Origin of the sequence: Duncaniella sp. (assembly GCF_029056165.1) — a bacterium.
Taxonomy (GTDB): domain Bacteria; phylum Bacteroidota; class Bacteroidia; order Bacteroidales; family Muribaculaceae; genus Duncaniella.
In genome coordinates this window covers 1-25,047 of the sequence record NZ_JAIDBW010000037.1, presented here as the reverse complement: position 1 = coordinate 25,047, position 25,047 = coordinate 1, and the positions used below count along the sequence as shown (strand labels likewise).

Sequence of the window (25,047 nt, the reverse complement as noted above, 5' to 3'; positions counted from 1 at the left end):
TAGCGGACTTCATTGTGGTCTTAATTTATCACTCTCAATTTTAACCAAAAAACAGCATCATGAAAAAGTATCCCAAGACCCCTTCTTCGGGCTTCAATGGCCTCGTTGATAGGAAAATGGCTTGTGCAGTGCTTGCTCTATGCCTTATGGGAGGCGCATCCCTGACAGCTCAGGCCGCCGACAGTAGGGGGGGTCAACCGTCTGACGCACAACAAGTTGCAGCTTCTCATCGCGTTAGCGGTACAGTCCTTGACGAAAACGGCGATCCCATGATCGGCGTATCCGTTCAGGAAGAAGGCACAAAGGTTGGTGTCGCAACTGACATTGACGGAAACTTCACACTTAACGTCCGTCCCGGAGCAGTCCTCCACTTCTCTTACATTGGCTACAAACCTCAGAGCGTAAGTGTTGGTGACCGCCGTAACATTGAAATCACAATGGAGCCAGACTCCAACGTCCTTGACGAAGTAGTGACAATCGGTTACGGTACTATTAAGAAACGTGACCTTACCGGTGCTGTCGCTTCGGTTAAAGGCGATGACATCACCCTCTCACCCACCGCAAACGCGATGGACGCCCTTCAGGGTAAAGTAGCCGGTCTTGATATCACCCGTTCATCAGGTCAGGCAGGTGCTACTCCGACAGTACAGCTGCGCGGTACACGCTCACTTACAGCATCCGGCGATCCCACATATATCATCGATGGTATGCCCGGTGACATCAATACCATCAACCCCAATGACATCGAGAGCATCGAGGTGCTCAAGGATGCATCATCAACTGCAATCTACGGTTCATCCGGTGCTAATGGTATCATTATCGTAACCACAAAGAGCGGCAAAGAAGGAAAGACAGTGGTTAACTTCAATGCTTATCTTGGTGTAAATGGATGGTCAACAGTGCCTAAGGTTTACAATTCACGTAATTTTTACAAGCTACGCGAACAGGCAATTGCCGCAGGTGGTGGATCAACCGATGCAATGAACGTTCTTGGCAGTGCATCTTCCGCATACCAAAGCGCGCTTGATCTCAATCCGAATCTCACTGTAGATTCTTGGCTCGGTGCAAACTCCATTGACTGGGCTGACGAATTGCTGAAAACCGGTATTACACAGAACTACTCGTTGTCAGTCAGTGGCGGAACAGAGAAGACCAAGGCATACTTATCATTCAACTTCTCTGACGAGCAGGGTCAATATGACAACGACAACAACAAGATCTACTCGACCAATATCCGTATCGATCACAAGGTGCGTAACTGGCTTGATGTAGGTGTCAACCTTCAGGGCAGCTACACCTACCGTAACTCTGCGTATGCCAAACTCGAAGGTGTACTCAAACAGAGTCCTATCGGTTCGCTCTACGATGAAAACGGCAATGTAAATCTCTCACCTGTAGCCGGTAGCGACACTCCGAGCCTCCTGCTCAACAACCACAGCAACTACCGCAACAACTATCAGGTTACACGCATCTACTTCAATCCTTATATTCGTGTAACCCCGCTCAAGGGCCTTACTTGGGAGAGCCGTATCAACGCATCGCTCATTTACAACACTCATAACTACTTCCAAGGTGAAGGTTCTTATCTCTACTACAACTCCAGCAGTATCACATCTCAGGGCACAAACGCCAATGTTTACGCTTACGTTGACCAGAACAACTACACCAATTATAAGTGGGAAAACATCCTTACCTATAATTTCACCGTCAACCGTGACCATAACTTCACCCTCACAGGTGTGACATCTTGGAATCATAACCGCCAGTCTCAGGTTTATGGTCATGGCACCAACCTTTCGTCAAACACCTATCTTTGGCATAACCTCTCGGAGGGTAAGGCAAATATCTCCAACACCTACGCTCAGACAGACTATATCATGTCGAAGGGTCTCGGTTTCGTCGGCCGTATCAACTATTCCTACGCCGGTAAATATCTTGCAAGCGTATCTGTTCGCCAAGACGGCTCTTCTCGTCTCGCTGACGGAAACCGCTGGGACACCTTCCCTGCTTTCTCGCTCGGATGGCGCATCTCAGATGAGGGCTTCATGAGCAAACTTCGAGACAGCTGGCTCGACAATCTCAAGCTGCGTGTCGGCTACGGTGTCACCGGTACTGCCTCCATCGCTCCTTATTCAAGCTTCTCATCTTTTGTTCCGGGTATGACCATCCTCGGTGGCGGTCTCTCCAACACGAGCCAGTTTACCCAGAACATCGCAAACCTCTCGCTCACTTGGGAAAAGTCAAAGAGCTGGAATATCGGTCTTGACGCAAGTGTGCTTAATGACCGTATCGAGCTTACCGCAGACTATTACCGCACCAAGACTGACGGTGTGATCTATAGCCGTCTCGTACCTGTAACAAACGGTGCTTACGATGCATCAAATCAGTACAAGACCAACGTTAATGTTTGTGAGACCCTCAACAACGGTGTCGAACTTACTCTGACCGCACGTCCCTTCATCGAACGTCATCCCGGTGACTTCACTTGGACTATCAACGGCACATTCACTGCCAATAAGGAGAAAATCACCCGACTCATGACTGACGATCAGGAGTATATCACCAACGGTGACGGTGGTAACGTTTATTACAAAGGCCACCCCGTCAACTCTTACTATCACTACAAGCTCCTCGGCACTTGGAAGACCTCCGAAGCTGAAGATGCTGCCGTATTCGGCTGCAAACCCGGTGATCTCAAGGTCTATGTGCCTAATATGATCCATGACGGAGCAGGTAAATACTCCCGATGGGAGGATGTCGAAGGTGCTAACGGTGAGATCGAGCGTCAGCTCATCCACTACGACGCTGATAACAGATACACCGTCAGCGGAAACGACTATCAAGTTCTCGGTCACAACTCACCTGACTGGACTATGGGCTTGAAGAACACCTTTACTTACAAGAACTTCGATCTCTCAGTCTATATGTTCTGGCGTTTTGGTCAGATGTTCAGCTACGGAATGCTCGGTGCATACGACCCGACTGCCGGATCTAACTTCCCCACCTACTTCGACTACTGGACCGAGGCAACTGGTGATCAGAACCACTATTTCCCCGCACTCAACAACAGCCGCGAACTTACGAGCTATACAGGTTACTATGCACTGTCATTTGTTGATGGTTCATATTTCAAGATCAAGAACATTACTCTCGGCTATACCCTTCCTGATAACTTGATGAAGCGTGCCGGCATCAGTAAGCTCCGTGTTTATACCACACTTACTAATCCGCTTGTAGTTGCCAAGAGCGATCTTCTCAAGGACTACGATCCCGAAATGAACGGTAATCTCAATTACCCTCTTACCAAACAGTTTGTTTTCGGAGTTAATCTTACATTCTAAAAAACAACAACAATGAAAAACTTTCTTAAATATACATTGGCTGCACTTGTGGGCTCTTCCCTCGGATTGACCTCATGTGATCTTGACGAGTATAACCCGTCGGCCGGTAATCAGGTTATCACTTCATTCGACACATGGAAAGGCCTGACCACTTACTGCTACTCCCCGCTCGCAACCCAGCTCTATAGTGTCTATGACTTCCTGAGTGTGGCAGAAGGAGGTACTGATATGTGGCTATGTCCTTCTGGCCAGCGCGACTACGCAAAACAATTGATCTATTACGACGGACTTACTACTAACACCAATGCCTCCAACAAGCTCTTCAAACAGGCATACTCAGCAATAGCATCCTGCAATTCTGTTGTATCCCACGCTGATAATGTGCAGGGTGGCACAGAAGAAGAAAAGTCAAAAATCGTCGCAGAGGCCAAGACTCTCCGTGCATTCTATAACCTGCTGCTCGTCACATATTACGGACCTGTAACCCTGACAACCGAGGAAGTGGGTAATATCAACACTGCTCCTACTCGTAACACCATCGAAGAATTCTACACAGCCATTGTAACGGACCTCAAGGAAGCAGCCGCTGCCCTTGACAACACACCTGTAGATGGCAACTATGCCCGCGTGACCAAGAAAACAGCTCTCGGTATTCTGGCTCGTGCCTACGCTCAGGGCGCAGGCGAAGGTCTTACAGAGGATGGTAAATCATACTGGCAACGTGCACGTGAGGTAGCAGAGGACATGATCACTAACTCCTCAGCCTACAACATGTATCTCTACGACAATATTGATGACCTTTGGGCTCAGGAGAACAACCGCAACAATAAGGAAGCTCTCTTTATTGCATCAGGTGCAAACACCACAATCTCCGACTTTGCAAATGGAAACTATACGAAGAACAACCTCTTCACATATACCGTTTGTAACCCCAACAAACTCACTGACCTCTACACAAGGAGCGACAAGACAAACTACTATCTTGGTCGTACTAATAACGCTACTTTCGCTCCTTCACAGTACTCTATCAACGTATTCGATCCTTCATGGGACCGCCGTTGGGAGAACACTTTCATGACTGCTTTCGGTATGTTCTCAATGCTTGAACCCAACTGGATTGGCCCGTACAGCGGCAGCAACACATGTGTAACCCTCACTCCTCCGCTGATCAAGAAATATGGCCTCGATACGAAGTTTACAGGTAAGAAGATCTATCCCTATGTAGATATGACAGTAATCGAGGGTGGAGCATGGAATCAGTACGTTCCGACAGGTGTATGGCCCAAAGGCGAGACTTCTGGTGACGCTACTAAGCTCATGCAGGTCAAGAACGTCTATGTGATTGATTATCCTGTGGATCTTGACGATAGTCGTTTTGCAATCGTTATGTCCAAAGAACCGCGCACAGCCGAACAGAAAGCCGAAAGCCCCTATTTCACCATCAATATCGACGATCTATTCGGTAGCAGCGAGTACTCAACCGAGTATAAGACCGAAGAGTTTGACGGCACTAACTCTTACCAGCTCTATCCCTCGCTGATAAAGTTCAACTGGTGCTATAATGGCTCATGGGGTAGCGCGCTCAACACAAAGAACGGCGAAGTCATGATCATGCGTACAGCTGAGATTTACCTGATCGCAGCCGAGGCTTGTCAGCAACTTGGCGATGCGGCTTCAGCAGCTAAGTATCTTGAACCCCTCCGCTCACGTGCTGCACGTCCCGGTGTAAACGTTCCCTCTCTTGGCACTGTAACCGAAGATGTCATCCTTGATGAATACGCTCGTGAAATGGCAGGTGAGCTCAACCGCTGGGCACTACTCAAGCGTCACCACGCATTTGAGACCCGTCTCAAACTGTACAACAAGCGAGCTGCAGCTTTCTTTAACCCCGACAAGCATTATGTCCGCCCGATTTCGGCTGACTTCCTCAACCAGATCGACAACAAGAACCAGTACGGAGACAATGGCTACGGTACCACACCCGGCAAGGGTTTCTAACCGTAAGCAAACCGCAAAATCTAAAAAGCCCCCGGCCGCAAGGCCGGGAGCTTATATTCAATAATTTATCAATCTCTCAAACAAAAATTCGATGAAGAAAGTTTTACTCCTCGCGGCTGCTTCTGCTATGGTCATGGCTGCATCCGCCCAGACAGTTATCGCTCCTCCCACTGTGGATGCAGCTAAGGCAGCAGGCTATGAAGGTCTTTGGGGTGACTACCAGTACGGCTATGTGATGCCCAACGGAACTACTTTGGTTGACGATGACAACATCAAAGTTGTAGTTGACAATGGCAGCACTGACAAACCCGGTGCTAACGTTGCCCTTTCAAGCCTCAATACCACACTCTTTGGAAGTGGTTTCTATATGGGTTCTGCTGCATCGGCAGGCTATTTCGAAAGCGTATATTCACTTCAGGCTCTTTCCAACGGTATCAAGCAGCCCTACGCCATCTTTAATGTTAATGCAAAGGTTGGTGGCGAACTGACCATGTACTTCAACCGTGGTAAGAACAAAGCCACAATGTATGTATGGGATATTACCGTTGGTGACGGCGTCGGTACATACGTTCTCGCAAGCACTGTTCAGACCGGCGTTGCCGATCTCGTAAGCGAAGCCACCGTAGGTCTTACTGCAGAGCACAACTATTGGATCTTCGTTGATGGAACAGGCTCTAACACTCTCATGTATGAGATGGTTTACACACCTTACACATCTGAAAGCTACTCTGCTAAGGGATTCGATACTTCTAAATTCTCGACCTCAGTCCTTCCTCCCACTGTTGACGAAGCTAAGGAGAAAGGCTATGAAGCTCTTTGGGGTGACTATCAGTACGGCTATGTAATTCCTAATGAAACCGCATTGGTTGACAACGATGAGATCAAAGTAGTCGTTGACAATGGCAGCACTGACAAACCCGGTGCTAACGTTGCCCTTTCAAGCCTCAACACCACTGCTTTTAACAGTGGCTTCTATATGGGTTCTGCTGCTTCATCAGGCTATTTCGAAAGTGTATATTCACTTCAGGCTCTTTCCAACGGTATCAAGCAGCCCTACGCTATCTTCACTGTTGATGCAAAGGTTGGTGGCGAACTGACTATGTACTTCAACCGTGGTAAGAACAAAGCTACCCTGTACGTATGGGATACGACCATTGGTGACGGCGTCGGCGCATACGTTCTCGCAAGCACTGTTCAGACCGGTGTCGCTGATCTTGTAAGCAAAGCTGTCGTAGGTCTTACCGCAGAGCACAAATACTGGATCTTCGTTGATGGAACTGGCTCTAATACTCTCATGTATGGTATGGGCTTCAACAGTTACACTTCACCCAACTACGGCTACACCGGTGAGGAAGGTGGCGATTCAAGCGCAATCACTGACATCATCGTTGATCAGCAGTCTAACTCTAATGTCATCTACAACGTTCTTGGTCAGAAAGTTGACGAAAGCTACAAGGGTATCGTCATCAAGAACGGCAAGAAATATATCCAGCGTTAACAACATCTAAACATCGCTCATTATATCTTTTGCAAATATTGAGTTGCACTCTGATATTTGACCTCAAATATTAAAATCGCACCCTAATATTTACATGACGTAATAATGACCATCATGGGTCCCTGCGTGAGCAGTGGCCCATGATTTTTTTTATCCCCCGCCGTTTGCCACACATAACGCGGGCGCATTGAAATGCGTCCCCACAAACCATCCACCTCCCCCTACAACCATCGCATCCACCAAATCTATTATCTAAACTTTAAACCCGAACCACCTATATATTGTATATATTATATATATTATATATCTTTGTATCGTAAAACTTAAAATTATGGCAACAGCATTGAACATCAAGCGCAAAAACATCGACCTACCTGTCGATACATTGCAAAAGCTCTCAATCATGGCAGTGGCACAGGGTAAGAGCTTAAAGAATTTCATTGAAACAATCCTCATCACAAAAGCCAATTCGGTAGCGGTGGCAGTAGATGAAAACCCCTCTCCCTCCGGCGATCCTTGGTTTAACGACCCCGAAAACATGGCATCGGTGCAACGAGGAGTCGCCGAAATGAAAGCCGGAAAAGGTAGAGCCTACACAATGGATGAAATAAGGGAACTTTTAGGCGTATGATTTACGAATTAATTCTAATGCCCGAAGCCGAAAAGCACTTAAAAGAGTGGCACAAGTCCGGGCAAAAGAAAACGCTGAAAAAGATTGCCGATTTATTCGAGGAACTGCGACAGCATCCCACTACTGGAACGGGACACGTTGAACAACTCAAAGGCAACCTATCCGGGTTGTGGAGTAGGGAAATAAACAAAGGCGACCGGATGATTTACGCGATCGAGGATGACAAGGTAATCGTCACAGTCGTCGCGCTCAAAGGTCACTACACATAGCACTTCCGGCGTGGATTCATGAAAGCAATAGAGAAGTTTGTGATGGGATTACAGATTTTTATCCAATAATTTGTCACGGACAAAGTTTATTGATTAATTTTGCACGATAATCATTCTAACAGGTAATAAAACCAAACTGGCCTGACAAATGCAGTCCGTTACCACAACCGTTGACAGCGTGGTCATTATTCCTACCTATAATGAGAAGGAAAATGTCGCCGCAATCATCGAGGCAGTCTTTGCGCTGCCCCGAAAATTTGACGTACTGATAATCGATGACAATTCGCCTGACGGCACAGCCGATATAGTCAAGGATTTACAGAAAGATCACCCCGGACATCTCCACCTGCTGCAACGCGCCGGGAAACTCGGCCTCGGAACTGCCTACATAGCCGGTTTCAAATGGGCTCTCGAACACGGCTACAGCTACGTGTGTGAGATGGACGCCGATTTCTCCCACAATCCCAACGACCTCCTGAAACTCTACGACGCCTGCGCCAACCAAGGCGCGGACGTGGCCATCGGCTCTCGCTACGTGACGGGAGTCAACGTGGTCAACTGGCCGATGGGACGTGTGCTCATGTCGTTTTACGCGTCGCGCTACGTCCGCATCGTCACGGGAATGCCCATCAACGACTCGACAGCCGGATTCGTGTGCTACCGTAGCGAAGTGCTGCGCAAGCTCCCGCTTGACTCCATACGGTTCAAGGGCTATGCCTTCCAGATCGAGATGAAATTCCTTGCCTACAAATACGGATTCAAGATCGTCGAAGTCCCGATCATCTTTGTCAACCGTGTGCTCGGCACATCCAAAATGAGCTCCGGAATCTTCAGCGAAGGCTTCTTCGGAGTGCTCCGCCTCAAATGGTCAAGCCTTTTCCACAAATACCGGTAGGGACGCATTTCAATGAGTCCGCATCAGCCGTCGGTATTGAAAAGACGGATGAAAACCGCGAGCCGGACGCATTAAAACGCGAGCAAACAATAACCAATCCTAAAAAACCGGACGCATTTCAATGCGTCACCCACAGTTAACCAAATGAACACTCTGCTCCATAACGCCCGCATCGTCAATGAAGGCCGGATATTTACCGGCAGCCTTGTCATCGACGGTGAAATGATCAGCCGTATCGTTGACCACTCGGACTTGCCGGCCGACGAGACCACCCGTCTGATCGACTCGCTCAAATCAGGTGCAGACAGGGTGATCGACTGCGAGGGCGCGCTGCTGATGCCCGGAGTAATCGACACTCATGTCCACTTCCGCGATCCCGGACTGACGGAGAAAGGCGACATGGAGACTGAAAGCCGTGCAGCTGTAACCGGCGGAGTCACGTCGTATATCGACATGCCCAACACCCGCCCCGCGACAATCACCCGCGAAGCCGTGACCGACAAGATCAAACGCGCGTCGGAAGTCTCGGCCGCGAACTTCGGCTTCTTCATCGGCGCGACCAACGATAATCTCCCCGAACTCCTCGCCACGGACTACACACGCGTGGCAGGCATAAAACTTTTCCTCGGATCATCCACCGGCAACATGCTCGTCGATGATCCTGAGACACTCCGCCTCATCTTCCGCGAGAGTCCCGCCGTCATTGCGGTCCACGCCGAGGACGAGGCCATCATCCGCGCCTCGCGCGAACGCCTCCTCGACGAATGCGGCGGCACCATCCCGGTGGAGCGTCACCCTGACGTCCGTCCCCGCGAAGCATGTGTCGAGGCCACCCGACGCGCCATAGACCTCGCACGCAAGAGCGGCGCAAGCCTCCACATCTGCCACATCTCGACCGCCGACGAGCTTCAACTCATCCGCGAAGCCAAGGCAGAAGGCGTGAAAGTGACGGCCGAGACATGTCCGCAGTATCTCCTCTTTGACCGCAACGACTTCCTGCGTCTCGGAGCGCGCATCAAGTGCAATCCCGCCATCAAGGAAGCGTCGGACCGCATAGCACTCCTGCGCGAACTGCTCCCCGGAGGGTGTATCGACACCATAGCCACCGACCATGCTCCACACCTGCTCTCGCAGAAAGAGGGCGACGCGCTGACAGCCGCATCCGGAATGCCGATGGTGCAGTTCTCGCTACGGGCCATGCTCGAACTGGCCGACACCGAAACCGAACTCTCCGCCATCGGCCCTGAACGCATAGCCGAACTCATGGCCCACAATCCGGCACGCCTGCTCGGCCTCGACCGCCGAGGTTTCATCCGCGAGGGTTACTATGCCGACCTCGTCCTTCTCGAACCGGATACCACACCCGGCGCAAAGGTCACGGACGCAGAAGTGGCCGGCCGCTGCGGATGGACTCCTCTCGACGGCATGACCCTCGGTCCGCGCGTCAGGATGACCATCGTCAACGGATCTCCCGCCTATGAGCGCGGCACATTCGCACAGCCTCACGGCTCTCCGCTGCGCTTCGGCTCTCCCGATATACAGAAATGACTGCATGAAGTGATTTTCACCATGAACAACATTAATACAAAACATTAACCTTTACACATTATGTTAGACAAGACCAATGTCAAGACCCTCGACAAAGTTGTGGTCCGCTTCTCCGGCGACTCCGGCGACGGTATGCAGCTTGCAGGCAACATCTTCACTAATGTCTCAGCAGGGTTAGGAAACAAAGTGTCAACTTTCCCTGACTATCCGGCCGAAGTCCGTGCCCCGCAGGGCTCGCTCAGCGGCGTGTCAGGTTTCCAAGTAAGCGTCGGCGTAGATGTCCACACTCCCGGTGACCTCTGCGACGTGCTCATCGCCATGAATCCCGCCGCACTCAAGCAGAACATCAAGTTCCTCAAGCCCGGCGGCGTAGTGATCGTCGATATCGACTCTTTCAAAGAAGCCGATCTCAAAAAGGCCCTCTTCGAGACCCTCGATCCCTTCAAGGAACTCGACATCAAGGCTCAGGTTGTTGAAGTACCCGTTACCTCGATGACCAAGGATGCACTCGCTGACTCCGGCCTTGACAACAAGAGCGTGCTCAAATGCCGCAACATCTTCGCCCTCGGCCTCGTCTGCTGGCTCTTCGACCGTCCCCTCGAAGGCGCGCTCCGAATGCTTAAAGGCAAATTCGCCAAGAAACCCGCCATCTATGAAGCCAACGCCAAAGTTATCGAGGCCGGCTACAATTATGGCCACAACATACACGCCAGCGTCTCGACCTACCGCATCGAGACGGAGGAAGCCGTTCCCGGTGTCTATACCGACATCAACGGCAACACCGCTACCGCTTGGGGTCTCATCGCCGCATCGGAGAAATCCGGCCGTCCCCTCTTCCTCGGAAGCTACCCCATCACTCCCGCAACCGATATCCTCCACGAACTTGCCAAGCGCAAGGATCTCGGCGTGAAAGCCGTGCAGATGGAGGATGAGATCGCAGGCGTATGCTCAGCAATCGGCGCGTCGTTCGCCGGTCATCTCGCCGTCACCTCCACTTCAGGACCCGGTCTCGCACTCAAGAGCGAGGGCATCGGTCTGGCCGTCATCGCCGAGCTTCCCCTCGTCGTGGTCGATGTGCAGCGCGGCGGTCCCTCTACCGGTCTCCCCACCAAGACCGAGCAGACTGACCTCATGCAGGCTCTCTATGGCCGCAACGGCGAGTCGCCCCTCGCTGTCGTAGCTGCTTCGACTCCCACCGACTGTTTCACAATGGCATTCGAGGCCGCACGTATCGCCGTCGAGCACATGACTCCCGTCATCCTCCTCACCGACGCCTTCATCGGTAACGGTTCGAGCGCATGGCGCATACCCGAAGCCTCGGAACTTCCCGAAATACATCCTCCGCTGCTCACCCCCGACAAACTCGACGAGGCTTGGCAGCCTTACACCCGTAAGGACGAGAACAATGTGCGCTACTGGGCCATCCCCGGCACTGAAGGCGCGATGCACCGCGTAGGTGGTCTCGAAAAGGACTTCAATACCGGTGCAATCTCCACCGATCCCATCAACCATGAGAAGATGGTGATGGCACGCCGCGAGAAAATCGCCCGTATCGCCAACGACATCCCTGCGCTCGAAGTGCTCGATCCGAAGGATGCCGACACCATCCTCGTAGGCTGGGGCGGTACTTACGGACACCTCCGCACAGCCGCCGGCGAACTCTGTGCCGATGGCAAGCCGGTGGCATTCGCCCACTTCAACTACATAAACCCGCTTCCCGCCAATACCGAAGAAGTGCTCAGCGGTTATAAGACGGTGATCGTGGCCGAACTTAACACAGGCATGTTCGCCGACTATCTTCAGGCCAAATTCCCCGCGCTCAACATCAAGCGCATCAACAAGATTCAGGGTCAGCCCTTCCTTGTGAGCGAAGTAGTGAAAGGTGTAACCAAAATCATGGAGGAAAAATAATCATGGAACAGACTCAATATACCCCCGCCAACTATAAGAGCAACCAACCCGTCCGCTGGTGTCCCGGCTGCGGCGACCACGCAATCCTCAACACTCTCCACAAGGCGATGTCGATCATCGGCGTGCCTCCCCACAAGACTGCAGTGATTTCGGGTATCGGCTGTAGCTCACGTCTCCCCTACTACATGAACACCTACGGCTTCCACACCATCCACGGACGTGCGGCAGCCATAGCGACAGGTTTCAAGGTAGCACGTCCCGATATGACCGTATGGCAGATCTCAGGCGACGGTGACGGCCTCGCGATCGGTGGTAATCATTTCATCCATGCAGTGCGCCGCAATGTCGATATCAACATCCTGCTCTTCAACAACAAGATCTACGGTCTGACCAAGGGTCAGTATTCACCGACAAGTGACCGTGGTTTCGTTTCAAAGTCATCACCTTACGGAACAACAGAAGATCCCTTCATTCCAGCAGAACTCGTATTCGGTGCGCGCGGCAACTTCTTCGCACGCAGCATCGACGTAGAGCTCCAGATCTCGCAGGAAGTTCTCGTTGCCGCCGCACGCCACAAGGGTGCATCTGTCGTCGAGATACTCCAGAACTGTGTGATCTTCAACCACGGTATCCATAACTTCATTACCGACAAGGAGCACCGCGCAGAGCGCACAATCCACCTCGTCGATGGCGAGAAGATGCTCTTCGGTAAGGACAAGGAAATGGGTCTCGTTCAGGACGGCTTCCTCCTGAAGGCTGTAAAGGTCGGTGAGGACGGCTACACGATGGATGATGTGCTCGTGCATGACTCACACACACCGTCAAACTTCCTCCACCAGCAGCTCGCCATGATGGACGGCCATGACCTCCCGCTCGCAATCGGAGTGATCCGCGACGTCGAATCGCCCGCCTACGATCAGGCTGTAGAGCAGCAGGTGGCCGAAGTACGCGCCCGCAAGAACTTCAGCTCCCTCCGCGACATGGTCCTCGCCGGCGAAACTTGGACAGTGGAGTAAATATTCCCGATAATAAAACTAATAAAGTGGCCTGAGCGTAATGATCAGGCCACTTTTACATATTTTAATATTATGCACGACCTATTGGTCGTAATTTCACTATATTTAGTCATAGCGGTGTATTATTTACTTATTTTAGCACAGCTAAGGGATTTTTTAAATAAAAATTATTTCACATTATAAAAATTAGCAGTACTTTTGAGGGCTGAAATGCAATGCGGGGATTCATTGCTCACAGTGCAAGCTTTTTAGAGTGTCTATCGGTTTACGTCCGAGGGCTTTGGGAAGCATAGATGCTCCGGCTGACAATCTTGGACATCCCTCCAATTAACCAACACGGATTCGTCGCCAATGAACCAACACTATCGCGTTTCAGATAAAGAATATCAATTCAGAAAAAACAATCAAAAAAATAAAACCTTAATAATTTACTATCAATTAGTAAGCAACCATCATGGCAACATCTACCGTAAAACCCGCCAACGGTAAGCTTGGCGTACTCGTAGTAGGACTTGGAGCAGTAACCTCCACCTTCATGACCGGTGTCCTCATGGCCCGTAAAGGTCTCGCAAAGCCTGTAGGCTCGATGACTCAATATGACAAAATCCGCGTAGGCAAAGGCGCAGACAAAAAATACCTCCACTATAAGGACATCGTGCCTATGGCCGACCTGAACGATATCGTGTTCGGCGCATGGGACGTTTATCCCGCAAACGCATATCAGAGTGCAATGTATGCCGACGTTCTTCAGGAGAAGGACATCGAGCCTGTAAAGGACGAACTTGAGAAGATCGTTCCCATGAAGGCTGCTTTCGACAAGAACTATGCCAAGCGTCTCGACGGCGACAACGTAATGACCGACAAGACCCGTTGGGAAATGGCCGAGCAGCTCCGCGAAGACATCCGTAACTTCAAGAAAGAAACCGGTGTTGACCGCGTAGTTGTCCTCTGGGCTGCTTCAACCGAAGTATATGTTCCCGTTGACGAAAAGGTACACGGCTCACTCGAAGCTCTCGAAGCTGCAATGAAGGCTGACGACAAGGAGCACATCGCACCCTCTATGTGCTACGCTTACGCTGCCCTCAAGGAAGGTGCTCCCTTCATCATGGGTGCTCCCAATACCACTGTCGATATCCCCGCAATGTGGGAACTCAGCGAGCAGACCGGTATGCCTATCGCCGGTAAGGACTTCAAGACCGGTCAGACCCTCGTGAAGTCAGGCTTCGCCCCCATTATCGGCACTCGTTGCCTCGGTCTCAACGGATGGTTCTCAACCAACATCCTCGGTAACCGCGACGGTCTCGTGCTCGACGAACCCGCCAACTTCCGCACCAAGGAGGTTTCAAAGCTTTCTACCCTCGAATCAATCCTCGTACCTGAGGATCAGCCCGATCTCTACAACGCCAACTGCGGCGGTGCAGAGGAAGGTGGCCATCAGGGTTACTACCACAAGGTACGCATCAACTACTACCCCCCGCGCAATGACAGCAAGGAAGGCTGGGACAACATCGACATCTTCGGCTGGATGGGCTATCCCATGCAGATCAAGATCAACTTCCTCTGCCGCGACTCTATCCTCGCTGCTCCCCTCTGTCTCGACCTCGTGCTCCTGAGCGACCTCGCTGCCCGCGCCGGCCGTCACGGAATCCAGCGTTTCCTCAGCTTCTTCCTCAAGAGCCCGATGCATGACTACACCAAGAACGAGGTGCCCGTCAACCACCTCTTCCAGCAGTACACCATGCTCAAGAACGCTATCCGCGAGATGGGCGGTTACGAAGCTGACGAAGAAATCGACTAAATCACATATAAGTGAAGAAAATAACATTCATCACATTGGCAATCATATAGCCTAAACCGTAAGGAAAGAAAAAAAATGAAATGAAAACAGTGCGGTCTGTCGAGATGACAGACCGCACTTTTCGTTTATTTACACATACGGTCTCCGGCATCCGACTCAATCACATCTTACGCATCGTCCTATTCGTATTCAATCCCCACCGTATTCCGAGGCCGCATCAAAGCACGGACATGCTTTGGCTGCAAATTCATAATGGGAATGGACGGTAGCACCGGGAAAACGCTTACGGAGGCCGGAAACGAGGCTCTGCAAGGCTTTTTTCTGAGCCGGCGTGCGTGTATCAGCCGGAGAGCCATCGACAGCCGAGAGACCTCCTACATACACAACACCGATACTTCCGGCATTGTGGCCGAGACAGTGGGCACCGATCTCGGAAACAGGACGGCTCTCGGACACACTGCCGTCGAGGCCGACCACATAGTGATAACCTATGCAACGGAAACCTCGCGCCTTGTGCCATGCATCAATTTCAGATACGGTGACATTACGTCCGGCCTTGGTAGCCGTGCAGTGAACAATGATTTCAGTGATTATCCTCATTTGATAAAGATTTAATGATAAAAATTTAACGCCGTAAAAAACATTCAAAGAACGGCAAAAAAAGATCTAAAAAACGATACAAAAATACGCACCTTTTCTACCCGAAAAGGTGCGATAATGAAAACGAGAGTATATTTTTCTTGTGAAATCTATAGCCGTACAGCCTATCTCACAACCTCGATCCCGACCTGCTCTATGCCGCGGAGGGTATCGACGCGCATGATATGACGGAGGCTCACAGGCTGCGTGACATCGATCATGGATGACGGACTGACCGTGGCTTCCTGCTGATACGAGGCCCCGAAGCCGCTTCCGAGCCAACGACCATAGACATCGGCCAGACGAAGATTTATAGTATCGCGCATAAGCCGGCGTCCATCGGTGTGATAGGTCATTTCAAGCCAAAGGTTGGAATAACGGTAAGAATTGCCATGACGCACGGCAATCCTGATAGCACCGTTCACGAGCGAGTCATTGTCGTAGAGAGACGTATCGACCGGCAAGAGGAACACCGTATCGGCATATACCCATCCTTCCGTCGGCAGATTAGCCCAACGGCTGTAACTACGCTCGCCACATGAGCCGAACGAAAGAGCCACAAGGACGACGATACATATATTATATATGAGCGATCGCATCAATTCTTAGCATTGTTTTCACCGTTGTTACGGAAAGCTTTCGGAATACGGTTGGGACGTGGCTGGGATTGCTGCTGTTCGCCGCCATTGGACTGCTTGGGCTGCTGACGGGTCTGTCCGTCAGAAGAAGGACCTCCACCCTGCTCACGCTTCTGCGCACCGCCATCCTGAGGCTTGCGCTGCTTCTTGGGACGCGGCTTGCGGTCACCCTGCTCCTGAGGTTGTGAAGGCTTAGGCTGTTCGTTTTTAGAAGACCCGTCGCCTTTCTGCCGTGGCTGCTCAGCGGCGGGATTTCCACCCTCCTGCGTAGCCGTTGCAGAACCGCTCTTCTTTTTCCGCTTCTTCTTTTTAGCCTTATCGAAACGAGTGAGATCATCCTGCGAAGCGAGGTCAATAGGCTTAGCCTTAGCACCGGGCTTGTGGTCACCTTCACGCATCAGCTCCTCCGGTTTCTCACCACGGCGATTCATCTCGATAATCTCGAAAGCCCTCTCGGCATCAATCGTGACGAGGTTGGCAGGAATCTGCTTGTCGGTCGAATATGTTATGAGCTTCTTGAAAATATCGGTCTTGAAGTGGTAATATGTATTGTCGAGCGTCTCAAGACGGATATCACGACCGGGCATCTGACGCGAACTCTCAACGTATGTATCCACCTCGAAATTCAGACAGCATTTCAGCTTGGCACACTGCCCGGCAAGCTTCTGAGGATTGAGCGATATGTCCTGATATCGGGCAGCACTCGTGCCGACCGATACGAAATTGGTCATCCAGCTCGCACAGCACAGAGGACGGCCACACGAACCGATGCCACCGATGCGCCCTGCCTCCTGACGCGCACCGATCTGCTTCATCTCTATGCGCACCTTGAATGTGTCGGCAAGCACCTTGATGAGCTGACGGAAATCCACACGCTCGTCGGCTATATAATAGAAAATCGCCTTATTACCATCGCCCTGATACTCCACGTCGCCGATCTTCATGTTGAGATGCAGCGACTCGGCAATCTTGCGGGCACGGATCATAGTGTCGTTCTCACGGGCCTTGGCCTCCTCATATTTATCAATATCAGCAGGTTTGGCCTTGCGGAACACTCGGCGGATCTCGGCATCAGGACGCACATTGGCACGACGCATCTGCAGGGCAACGAGTTTACCCGTCAGCGTCACAGTGCCGATATCATGACCCGGAGAAGCCTCGACAGCCACCATATCGCCGGGAGCGAGATCAAGATTTATCGAGTTACGGTAAAAACCCTTACGGGTATTCTTGAACTGGACCTCGACTATGTCGAAGTCAGTCATGCCGCCGGGAATGTCCTCCAGCCAGTTGTAACAGTGGAGCTTCCCGCGCGGACAACGACGGTCCTTATCTTCCATTTCCGAACCTCCCTCTTACTTGGCGAAGCTTACGGAGCGGGTCTCGCGGATAACGGTGATTTTGACCTGTCCGGGATAAGTCATCTCGTCCTGAATGCGGCGCGCGATCTCGCTTGACAGCTTCTCGGTCTCGACATCGTCGATCTTGTCAGCACCGACAATGACGCGGAGCTCACGACCTGCCTGAATGGCGTAGGTCTTGATCACACCGGGATATGAAAGGGCAAGCTGTTCAAGATCGTTGAGGCGTTTGATATATGCCTCGACAATCTCACGGCGTGCGCCGGGACGTGCACCTGAAATGGCATCACACACCTGAACAATTGGAGCAAGGAGCGATGTCTGCTCGATCTCGTCATGGTGAGCACCGATTGCGTTGCAGATCTCAGGCTTCTCCTTGTATTTTTCGGCAAGTTTCATGCCGAGAAGTGCGTGGGGAAGTTCGGGTTCCTCATCGGGCACCTTGCCTATATCGTGGAGTAGGCCTGCACGGCGAGCCTTTTTGGGATTGAGACCAAGTTCGGCCGCCATGATGGCACAGAGATTGGCAGTCTCACGCGAGTGCTGGAGAAGGTTCTGACCGTAGCTTGAACGATACTTCATCTTACCTACCATACGGATGAGATCGGGGTGGAGACCGTGGATACCGAGATCGATGGCCGTACGTTTACCGGTCTCGACAATCTCTTCCTCGATCTGCTTGCGGACCTTGGCCACCACTTCCTCGATGCGTGCGGGGTGGATACGTCCGTCGGCCACGAGTTGATGGAGCGCGAGGCGGGCGATCTCACGACGGACAGGGTCGAAACCTGAAAGGACGATGGCTTCAGGAGTATCATCGACAATGATCTCGATGCCTGTGGCCGCTTCGAGAGCGCGGATGTTACGACCCTCACGACCGATGATGCGACCTTTGATCTCGTCACTGTCGATATGGAAGACCGTTACCGAATTTTCGATGGCCGTTTCTGTAGCCAGACGCTGAATGGACTGAACCACAATACGCTTGGCCTCTTTGTTGGCCGTCATCTTAGCCTCGTCCATTATGTCGTTGATATACGCACTTGCAGCTGTCTTGGCCTCGTCCTTGAGGGATTCGATAAGCTTCTCCTTTGCTTCTTCGCTCGAAAGGCCGGAGATATGTTCGAGAGCCTCCTGTGCGTTGCGACGGAGATGTTCGAGTTCCTCCTTGCGCTGTTCTACCACGGCCATCTGATTTTCAAGATTCTGACGCACCTGATCATTCTCATTGCGGGCACGTGCATTCTCGCTCTGCTGTTGATTGAGCTGAGTCTGACGCTGCTTGATCTTAGCCTCTTCGCTCTGTATGCGCGAAAGTCGCTGATTGGCCTGCTTTTCAGCTTCGGTCTTGATTTTAAGTTCTTGCTCGCGGGCTTCGAGCAGCTTGTCTTTCATGATCACTTCGGCCTCGCGGTTGGCATCGTCAATGATGGTCTTGGCTCGTGAACGGGCCGTGGCACGCTGCACGGCTACCAGAATCGCTATTCCGATGGCCGCTCCTATGAGCGCAGCACAAACATAAAATAATATATCCATAAAAAGAAATACGGAATTAGATAAAATGTATATAAAAAAGCACGACCGGGATTCTTCCGGTTCCACCGCCGGCAATCCACCTTTCCGGTGGTCAGCCAGACAGCAGCCCCATCAAAGAATGCTGAGCGTGCGTGAAATTATCGGTTATAAGTATGTATTGTATCCTTAAACCCAGATTCCGGTAAGCATCGGCATGACAGCTGAGTGAATCACACAGCCGGAGATCTGGAACAGACGGCTCACCGCGGCTCTCTCGCCACGTTGCCACCTTCAGGATTGAATTCAAGGAGCACCTTGTCAAGGCTCTTCTCCAGTCCTTCGAGAGTCTTATCGACCCTCATTGATGTCTCCATCGCCGTGAAATAAAGCTGAGCGAACCTGAAGGTTACCATAGCGAGTATTTCAGCCGAGGTTTTGTCTTTAAAGCCATCCATTGCCGACCATTTGCGCCACAGTTCGTTGATATTGGCTTCGGCCCTTCGGACTATCTCCTCCTGACCGGCAGGAATGCGGAGCGGCATACGGGGCTGATCGGCGATACGGATTGATATATTAAGAATCTTTTCAGTCATCAAAGGCTTAACTGGTTGATGCACTTGTCTATTTCGCGCACTAATTCAGAGAGCAAGGCGCGTGTGGCCTCCACGTTGCGGTGATCGGGAGTCAGCACAGAGGCTACTTTCAGGTATTCGATCTGACGGTCACGTTCGGCGATCTCACGCCTTTGGCTTTCGACAGTTGCGTTCAGCTCTTCAATGCGGCCGTTAGCTTCAGCCAACATCTGCCGCAGACGCTCATAACGCTCGACTATCAACGTGGCCTTGGCTTGAATTTTTTCGATTCGTTCCTGAAGGTTGGCAGCCATGCGTCTCTAAATTTTCAGACAAAAGTAGTAATTTATTCGTGAATCCCGACAATTGGCGCAAGGGATTTTAATCAGCCGAAAGTATATTTAACACTTTTTTGGCAAACATGGATTCACACTTATCATGCGCAAACCGGTCAGAGCCGACAGCCACGATGGAAACATGCCAATTTCCGCAAGGCTTTTAAGCTTTCAAAATTTTGCATAAAATATTGGAAATTACTATCTTTGCAGGGATTTTTGTCCCCTGATGCACAATGCAGCTTATGCGGGAGTAACTCACATCACAAGAAACCTTATGAAAATCAAGCCTTTTCTATTTACGTTGCTTATGTTTGCCGGCGCGCTTTCTGCATCGGCGGCAATGACTGACGATGAAGTAATCCGGTATGTCAAGACTCAGATGGCCCTTGGTAAGACTGAGCAGCAGATCGGACGAGAGCTCGTAGCCAAAGGCGTGACACCTGAACAGGTTAAGCGTCTGAAATCTCAGTATGATGCAGGAACACTCGACACCGGCGACCAACCCGTGACGGCAACCGAAGGCCGTTCGACCGTGAGGAAAACCACAGGAGAGACCAGTGTCGTTTTCGAGGATGTCATTCAGAATCCCGAGGCTAACGCAAGCGCGCCCGATGAAGCCATTAAGATTTATGGTCATAATGTGTTCAATTCCCGCAACCTCACATTTGAACCGAACGAGAACGTGGCCACCCCGCAGGACTACCGTCTTGGTCCGGGCGACGAGGTTGTTATCGATATCTGGGGTGTCAGCGAGGATCATCTCCGCAACACCATCAGTCCTGAAGGAAGTATCATGATTGCCCAGCTCGGCCCGATCTATCTTAACGGTATGACAATCGGCCAAGCCAACGATCATATCCGTTCGGCATTCGCATCGAAATATTCCGGTGTTGACAATGAAGCCACCGACATCGCCGTGACACTCGGCCAGATGCGCACCATTCAGGTAAACGTGATGGGTGAGGTCTCCACTCCCGGTACATATCGTCTGTCGCCGTTCTCAACAGTATTCCATGCGCTCTACAATGCAGGAGGTATCAATGAAATCGGTTCGCTCCGTAATGTAGAAGTGCGCCGCAATGGCCGCAAGATAGCAGACGTCGATATCTATGACTTCCTTTTCAACGGCAATCAGAAAGGCAACATCCGTCTTCAGGAAGGCGATGTCATCATGGTACCGGCTTATTCCCAGCTTGTCAACGTGACCGGTAACGTCAAGCGTCCTATGTTCTATGAAATGAAACCCAACGAATCGCTTGCAAAAGCCATTGAATTTGCCGGTGGTTTCTCAGGTGATGCCTACACTGACATGGTACGCGTAGCCCGTCAAGCCGGACGTGAGAAAGAACTCTACAATGTAGCTCAAGGGGAGCTTGATACTTATCGTCTCACTGACGGCGACATCGTTACCGTCGGAACGATCCTTGACCGCTACAGCAATCAGGTCGAGCTCCGCGGTGCTGCTATGCGTCCGGGTCTCTTCTCACTCGGTTCCGGTATCTCTACAATCCGCGACCTTATCAAGAGTGCGGACGGTCTTTCAGAGGATGCATACACCCAACGTGCGATGCTCTTCCGCGAAGCTCCTGACCTCACGCTGGTAACAGAAGCCGTCGATCTCGGCGCAATCCTCAACGGAACAGCTCCCGACATCACACTGAAGCGCAATGACGTCCTCATCGTCTCAAGCGTACGTGAAATTTTCGACCGTGGCAATTTCACCATCCGTGGTAGTGTAGCCAAACCCGGCGAATACCCTTATGCCGAGAATACATCAATCGAGGACCTTATCCTGACTGCCGGGGGTCTGCTTGAAGGCGCGTCTTACGCCAAAGTCGATGTCTCTCGCCGTATCATTGACCCATTGGCCACTAAATCCGAGAATCAAATTGCACGCATTTATAGCTTCTCCCTTAAAGATGGCCTGCTTATCTCTGACGATAATGATTTTATCCTTCAGCCATACGATATCGTAGAAGTTCGTCATAGCCCGAACTACGTCGCCCAGCAGTTCGTAAATATTGACGGACAGGTGACGTTCACCGGAGGCTACGCCATACAGCAGCGTAACGAACGCATCAGCAGCATCATCAAACGAGCCGGCGGTCTTACGCCTGAGGCATACGTACGTGGTGCGAATCTTGTGAGAGAATTGACCGATGACGAGAAGGTGGCACGAGATGAAGCCCTGAGACTTGCCAGAAACTCCGCAGAAGATGACTCGATTTCTACTAATAAGCTTGAGGTTTCAGACTTCTATTCTGTCGGTATCGATCTTGAAAAAGCTCTTGCCAATCCCGGTGGCCCTGAAGACATCGTAATCAAGGCTGGTGACAAGATCTTTATCCCCGAAGAAATCAGTACCGTAAAGATCTCCGGAGATGTCATGGTTCCGAACACAGTCACTTATACTCCCGGTAAGAAAGTCAAACATTACATCGAGCTTGCAGGTGGCTACGGCGACCGAGCTAATAAAGGCAAGGCATTTATCGTCTATATGAATGGTATGGTCGCAAAAGCCAAGAAAAATACACCTGTCGAACCCGGTTGTCAGATAATCATTCCGTCCAAACCTGACAAGGGTGGCTTCGACTGGACAAAGGCTCTTACTATTGCATCAACCCTTGGTTCATTAGGAACGATGACTGCAGCCGTAGCTACAATGTTTAAAAAATAATCTTTCACTTTCAATACCCATAGCTATGAGTAATGAACAAGACGTAATCGTCCGCAACAATAATAATGACGAGGAAGAAATCGATCTTCTCGAAATCGCGTCAAAACTGTGGAAATCGCGTCGTACCATATTTATATATTGTGGCATTGGTGCCATCTTAGGCCTGATTGTTGCATTCAGCATTCCTAAAGAATACACCACTACCATCAAACTCGCTCCGGAACTCAACGGTTCATCCAGCGGGGCGAGTAAGCTCGGTTCACTCGCCTCGATGGCCGGTATAAATCTCGGTTCAGCCAATGCTGGTGGCGACGCCGTGATGCCGCAGCTCTATCCCGATGTGCTTTCATCTACTCCGTTCCTTGTAGGACTCTTTGATGTACCGGTCACCGAAAGCAAGACGGATGCTACCTATCCCCTCTATACCTACATAGAGGATCATACCTCCGGAACTTGGTGGGGCTACCTGTTCGGTCTGCCGTTCAAGGCTATTGGCGGAGTGATGTCGCTCATTCGTGGAAATGATGATGAAGAAGGTGTTGGAGACGGGGAGCTGAACCCCTTCCGCCTTACAAAAGATCAGGAAGAGATAAAGAACGCTCTTGCAAAACGTATTGTCTGCTCTTATGATCAGAAAACAGGTGTGAACACGATTTCTGTCACCATGCAGAATCCTCTCGTGTCAGCACTCGTTGCCGATACAGTTGCGGCCCATCTTCAGGCATTCATTACGGAATACCGTACGTCCAAGGCTCGTCAGGATCTCGCTTATGCCGAGCAACTCAACGAAGAAGCACGCAAGGAGTATTATGACGCCCAGCAGCGTCTCGCTGATTATCTCGACCGCAACCAGAACCTGAGCTACTATTCTGCACAGGTGACCCGCGACCGTCTGACCAATGAATCTAATCTTGCATTCAGCCTCTTCAACCAGACAGCCCAACAGCTCCAGATGGCCAAGGCGAAAGTACAGGAGACGACTCCGGTTTATGCTACTGTTGAACCTGCCACTGTCCCCATCAAAGCGTCCAAACCATCCAAGGTGATGGTTCTCTTCGGCTTCATTTTCCTCGGTGGCGTGATCGCATCAGCCAAGATAATCTTTGCTGACAAGATCACCGAGCTGAAGCAATCCTTCTCTAAATAATCGATCATTCATCTCCTCTCCAATCCTTACAGACTATCGTGAAAGTGAATCTTAAAGCTTCACTACTTTTTATCTCGCTCGCAGCCGCTCCGGTTGCGAGCGCTGATATTGTAGTGTTCGGTAACGACACCATCGTCACTGCCACCGACACAACATCTGTCATCCCCGCCTCCGCTTTCGATCTGATTCTTGAATCAATGGCATCGGAGACAGCCAATCAGACAACCCCCTACGTGCTTGCAACGACCCTCGACTACATGAGTAGTCTTTTCGACTCCGGATTCATAGGCGTAAACAAAGCCGGCGGCCTTTTCAGCAAGGAAAAAGTTCCCGACGGGGATATATTCATCAATGTAAGCGAATTTGTAATGCCGGCAAAAGGTCCGATCACCTCCGATTTCGGACCTCGCCAGCGCGGACGTAAACGCAAACGAATACGTGAGCATCGCGGTGTTGATATCGGAATCCGTAAAGGTGCTCCCGTGCTCGCAGCCTTCCCCGGCACAGTGGCCAAAACAGGCTACGACAAACGCGGCTACGGACATTATATGATAATGAGCCACCCCAACGGCCTCCAAACCCTCTATGCTCACCTCGACTCCATCATCGTAACACCTACAATGACTGTCGAAGCCGGCGAGCAGATAGCCATTGGAGGAATGAGCGGTAACTCAACGGGCCCACACCTGCATTTCGAGACACGCTACCGGGCAATACCCATCAACCCAAATGACATAATCGACTTTAGCGCACGCAAAATTCACAACCCTACATACGTTTTCAATAAAGAAGAGATCCTCCGTAAGCAGGCCGATGCTGTCGAAGCCATACAAACAGCACAATCGAAAAGCAAATAGGCAGAAACCCGACAGCGTCTTTTACCGCAAATTTCCTTAATTTGCTGCGCTCACTCTACTCTTCAGACACTTTTTGCATAAAAATTCAAGATTTATTGAAAAAAGTTGCCGAAAAATTTGCACAGTCCAAAAATCGTGCCTAACTTTGCAGTGCTCAAAGCGAGAAAGGGCGCTTAGCTCAGCTGGTTCAGAGCGTCTGCCTTACAAGCAGAGGGTCGGGGGTTCGAATCCCTCAGCGCCCACAACCATAACTTCTCTCGCTTTTAGATAATAACCCAATCCTTGGAAGAATTGACGAAGTCATTTTCCTCCGTTCATTTCAAGGGCGCTTAGCTCAGCTGGTTCAGAGCGTCTGCCTTACAAGCAGAGGGTCGGGGGTTCGAATCCCTCAGCGCCCA

19 protein-coding genes and 2 tRNA genes are annotated in these 25,047 nt (G+C 51.0%); 15 read left to right on the top strand and 6 right to left on the bottom strand.

Annotated elements, in window-relative coordinates:
- The first annotated feature begins 59 nt into the window (after positions 1 to 59).
- The 10 genes from K2G41_RS08785 to K2G41_RS08740 all read left to right on the top strand — a co-directional run bounded on the left by K2G41_RS08785 (position 60) and on the right by K2G41_RS08740 (position 14,905).
- The gene (locus K2G41_RS08785; protein WP_300117399.1) at positions 60 to 3,341 is read left to right on the top strand and encodes a TonB-dependent receptor; all 3,282 of its coding nucleotides are present in this window, start codon (positions 60 to 62) and stop codon (positions 3,339 to 3,341) included.
- A 12-nt stretch (positions 3,342 to 3,353) separates the two neighbouring features.
- A complete protein-coding gene (locus K2G41_RS08780; protein ID WP_300117397.1) occupies positions 3,354 to 5,339 on the top strand; it encodes a RagB/SusD family nutrient uptake outer membrane protein in 1,986 nt (661 codons plus the stop codon).
- A gap of 91 nt (positions 5,340 to 5,430) precedes the next feature.
- Positions 5,431 to 6,837, top strand: a complete 1,407-nt coding sequence (locus tag K2G41_RS08775; RefSeq protein WP_300117396.1) for a hypothetical protein — start codon at positions 5,431 to 5,433, stop codon at positions 6,835 to 6,837.
- A 331-nt stretch (positions 6,838 to 7,168) separates the two neighbouring features.
- Entirely contained in the window at positions 7,169 to 7,468 is a 300-nt protein-coding gene (locus tag K2G41_RS08770; protein ID WP_300117394.1) for a hypothetical protein, read from the top strand.
- Positions 7,469 to 7,485: 17 nt separating this feature from the next.
- Positions 7,486 to 7,737 carry a Txe/YoeB family addiction module toxin gene (locus tag K2G41_RS08765; RefSeq protein ID WP_300117392.1) on the top strand — a complete coding sequence of 84 codons (252 nt, stop codon included), beginning with the start codon at positions 7,486 to 7,488 and terminating at the stop codon, positions 7,735 to 7,737.
- A 148-nt stretch (positions 7,738 to 7,885) separates the two neighbouring features.
- Positions 7,886 to 8,632: a polyprenol monophosphomannose synthase gene (locus K2G41_RS08760; protein ID WP_300117390.1), complete on the top strand. Its 747-nt coding sequence runs from the start codon at positions 7,886 to 7,888 to the stop codon at positions 8,630 to 8,632.
- A 144-nt stretch (positions 8,633 to 8,776) separates the two neighbouring features.
- Complete coding sequence (locus K2G41_RS08755) at positions 8,777 to 10,180, top strand: amidohydrolase family protein (protein WP_300117388.1); 1,404 nt, start codon at positions 8,777 to 8,779, stop codon at positions 10,178 to 10,180.
- Positions 10,181 to 10,240: 60 nt separating this feature from the next.
- On the top strand, positions 10,241 to 12,091 hold the full coding sequence (locus K2G41_RS08750; RefSeq protein ID WP_300117386.1) for a 2-oxoacid:acceptor oxidoreductase subunit alpha: 1,851 nt from the start codon (positions 10,241 to 10,243) through the stop codon (positions 12,089 to 12,091).
- Between the two features lie 2 nt (positions 12,092 to 12,093).
- Positions 12,094 to 13,107 carry a 2-oxoacid:ferredoxin oxidoreductase subunit beta gene (locus K2G41_RS08745; protein ID WP_300117384.1) on the top strand — a complete coding sequence of 338 codons (1,014 nt, stop codon included), beginning with the start codon at positions 12,094 to 12,096 and terminating at the stop codon, positions 13,105 to 13,107.
- A 454-nt stretch (positions 13,108 to 13,561) separates the two neighbouring features.
- Positions 13,562 to 14,905 (top strand): inositol-3-phosphate synthase, encoded by a 1,344-nt coding sequence (locus K2G41_RS08740; RefSeq protein WP_300117382.1) that lies wholly within the window; start codon positions 13,562 to 13,564, stop codon positions 14,903 to 14,905.
- A 189-nt stretch (positions 14,906 to 15,094) separates the two neighbouring features.
- Here the strand turns inward: K2G41_RS08740 and K2G41_RS08735 are convergent, their stop codons facing one another.
- The 6 genes from K2G41_RS08735 to K2G41_RS08710 all read right to left on the bottom strand — a co-directional run bounded on the left by K2G41_RS08735 (position 15,095) and on the right by K2G41_RS08710 (position 19,893).
- Positions 15,095 to 15,505, bottom strand: a complete 411-nt coding sequence (locus K2G41_RS08735) for an N-acetylmuramoyl-L-alanine amidase (RefSeq protein WP_300117380.1) — start codon at positions 15,503 to 15,505, stop codon at positions 15,095 to 15,097.
- Between the two features lie 164 nt (positions 15,506 to 15,669).
- Positions 15,670 to 16,143, bottom strand: a complete 474-nt coding sequence (locus tag K2G41_RS08730) for a gliding motility lipoprotein GldH (protein WP_300117378.1) — start codon at positions 16,141 to 16,143, stop codon at positions 15,670 to 15,672.
- Entirely contained in the window at positions 16,143 to 17,522 is a 1,380-nt protein-coding gene (gene ricT, locus K2G41_RS08725; RefSeq protein ID WP_300117376.1) for a regulatory iron-sulfur-containing complex subunit RicT, read from the bottom strand. Before ricT ends, K2G41_RS08730 begins: the two co-directional genes overlap by 1 nt.
- A gap of 15 nt (positions 17,523 to 17,537) precedes the next feature.
- The gene (gene rny / locus K2G41_RS08720; protein ID WP_300117374.1) at positions 17,538 to 19,079 is read right to left on the bottom strand and encodes a ribonuclease Y; all 1,542 of its coding nucleotides are present in this window, start codon (positions 19,077 to 19,079) and stop codon (positions 17,538 to 17,540) included.
- A gap of 239 nt (positions 19,080 to 19,318) precedes the next feature.
- Positions 19,319 to 19,651, bottom strand: coding sequence for a cell division protein ZapA (locus K2G41_RS08715; RefSeq protein WP_300117372.1), 333 nt, complete (start codon positions 19,649 to 19,651; stop codon positions 19,319 to 19,321).
- On the bottom strand, positions 19,651 to 19,893 hold the full coding sequence (locus tag K2G41_RS08710; protein ID WP_300117370.1) for a hypothetical protein: 243 nt from the start codon (positions 19,891 to 19,893) through the stop codon (positions 19,651 to 19,653). The genes K2G41_RS08715 and K2G41_RS08710 overlap by 1 nt, the downstream gene beginning before the upstream one ends.
- A 349-nt stretch (positions 19,894 to 20,242) precedes the next feature.
- On the opposite strand from K2G41_RS08710, the gene K2G41_RS08705 reads away from it, so the two are divergent.
- From K2G41_RS08705 to K2G41_RS08685, 5 genes are all read left to right on the top strand, one after another.
- Positions 20,243 to 22,645 (top strand): SLBB domain-containing protein, encoded by a 2,403-nt coding sequence (locus K2G41_RS08705; protein WP_300117368.1) that lies wholly within the window; start codon positions 20,243 to 20,245, stop codon positions 22,643 to 22,645.
- 25 nt (positions 22,646 to 22,670) lie between these two features.
- Entirely contained in the window at positions 22,671 to 23,792 is a 1,122-nt protein-coding gene (locus tag K2G41_RS08700; RefSeq protein ID WP_300117366.1) for a Wzz/FepE/Etk N-terminal domain-containing protein, read from the top strand.
- Between the two features lie 38 nt (positions 23,793 to 23,830).
- On the top strand, positions 23,831 to 24,649 hold the full coding sequence (locus K2G41_RS08695) for a M23 family metallopeptidase (RefSeq protein ID WP_300117364.1): 819 nt from the start codon (positions 23,831 to 23,833) through the stop codon (positions 24,647 to 24,649).
- A 167-nt stretch (positions 24,650 to 24,816) separates the two neighbouring features.
- Positions 24,817 to 24,891 (top strand) — tRNA-Val (locus K2G41_RS08690).
- Positions 24,892 to 24,972: 81 nt separating this feature from the next.
- Positions 24,973 to 25,047: transfer RNA gene (locus tag K2G41_RS08685), tRNA-Val, on the top strand.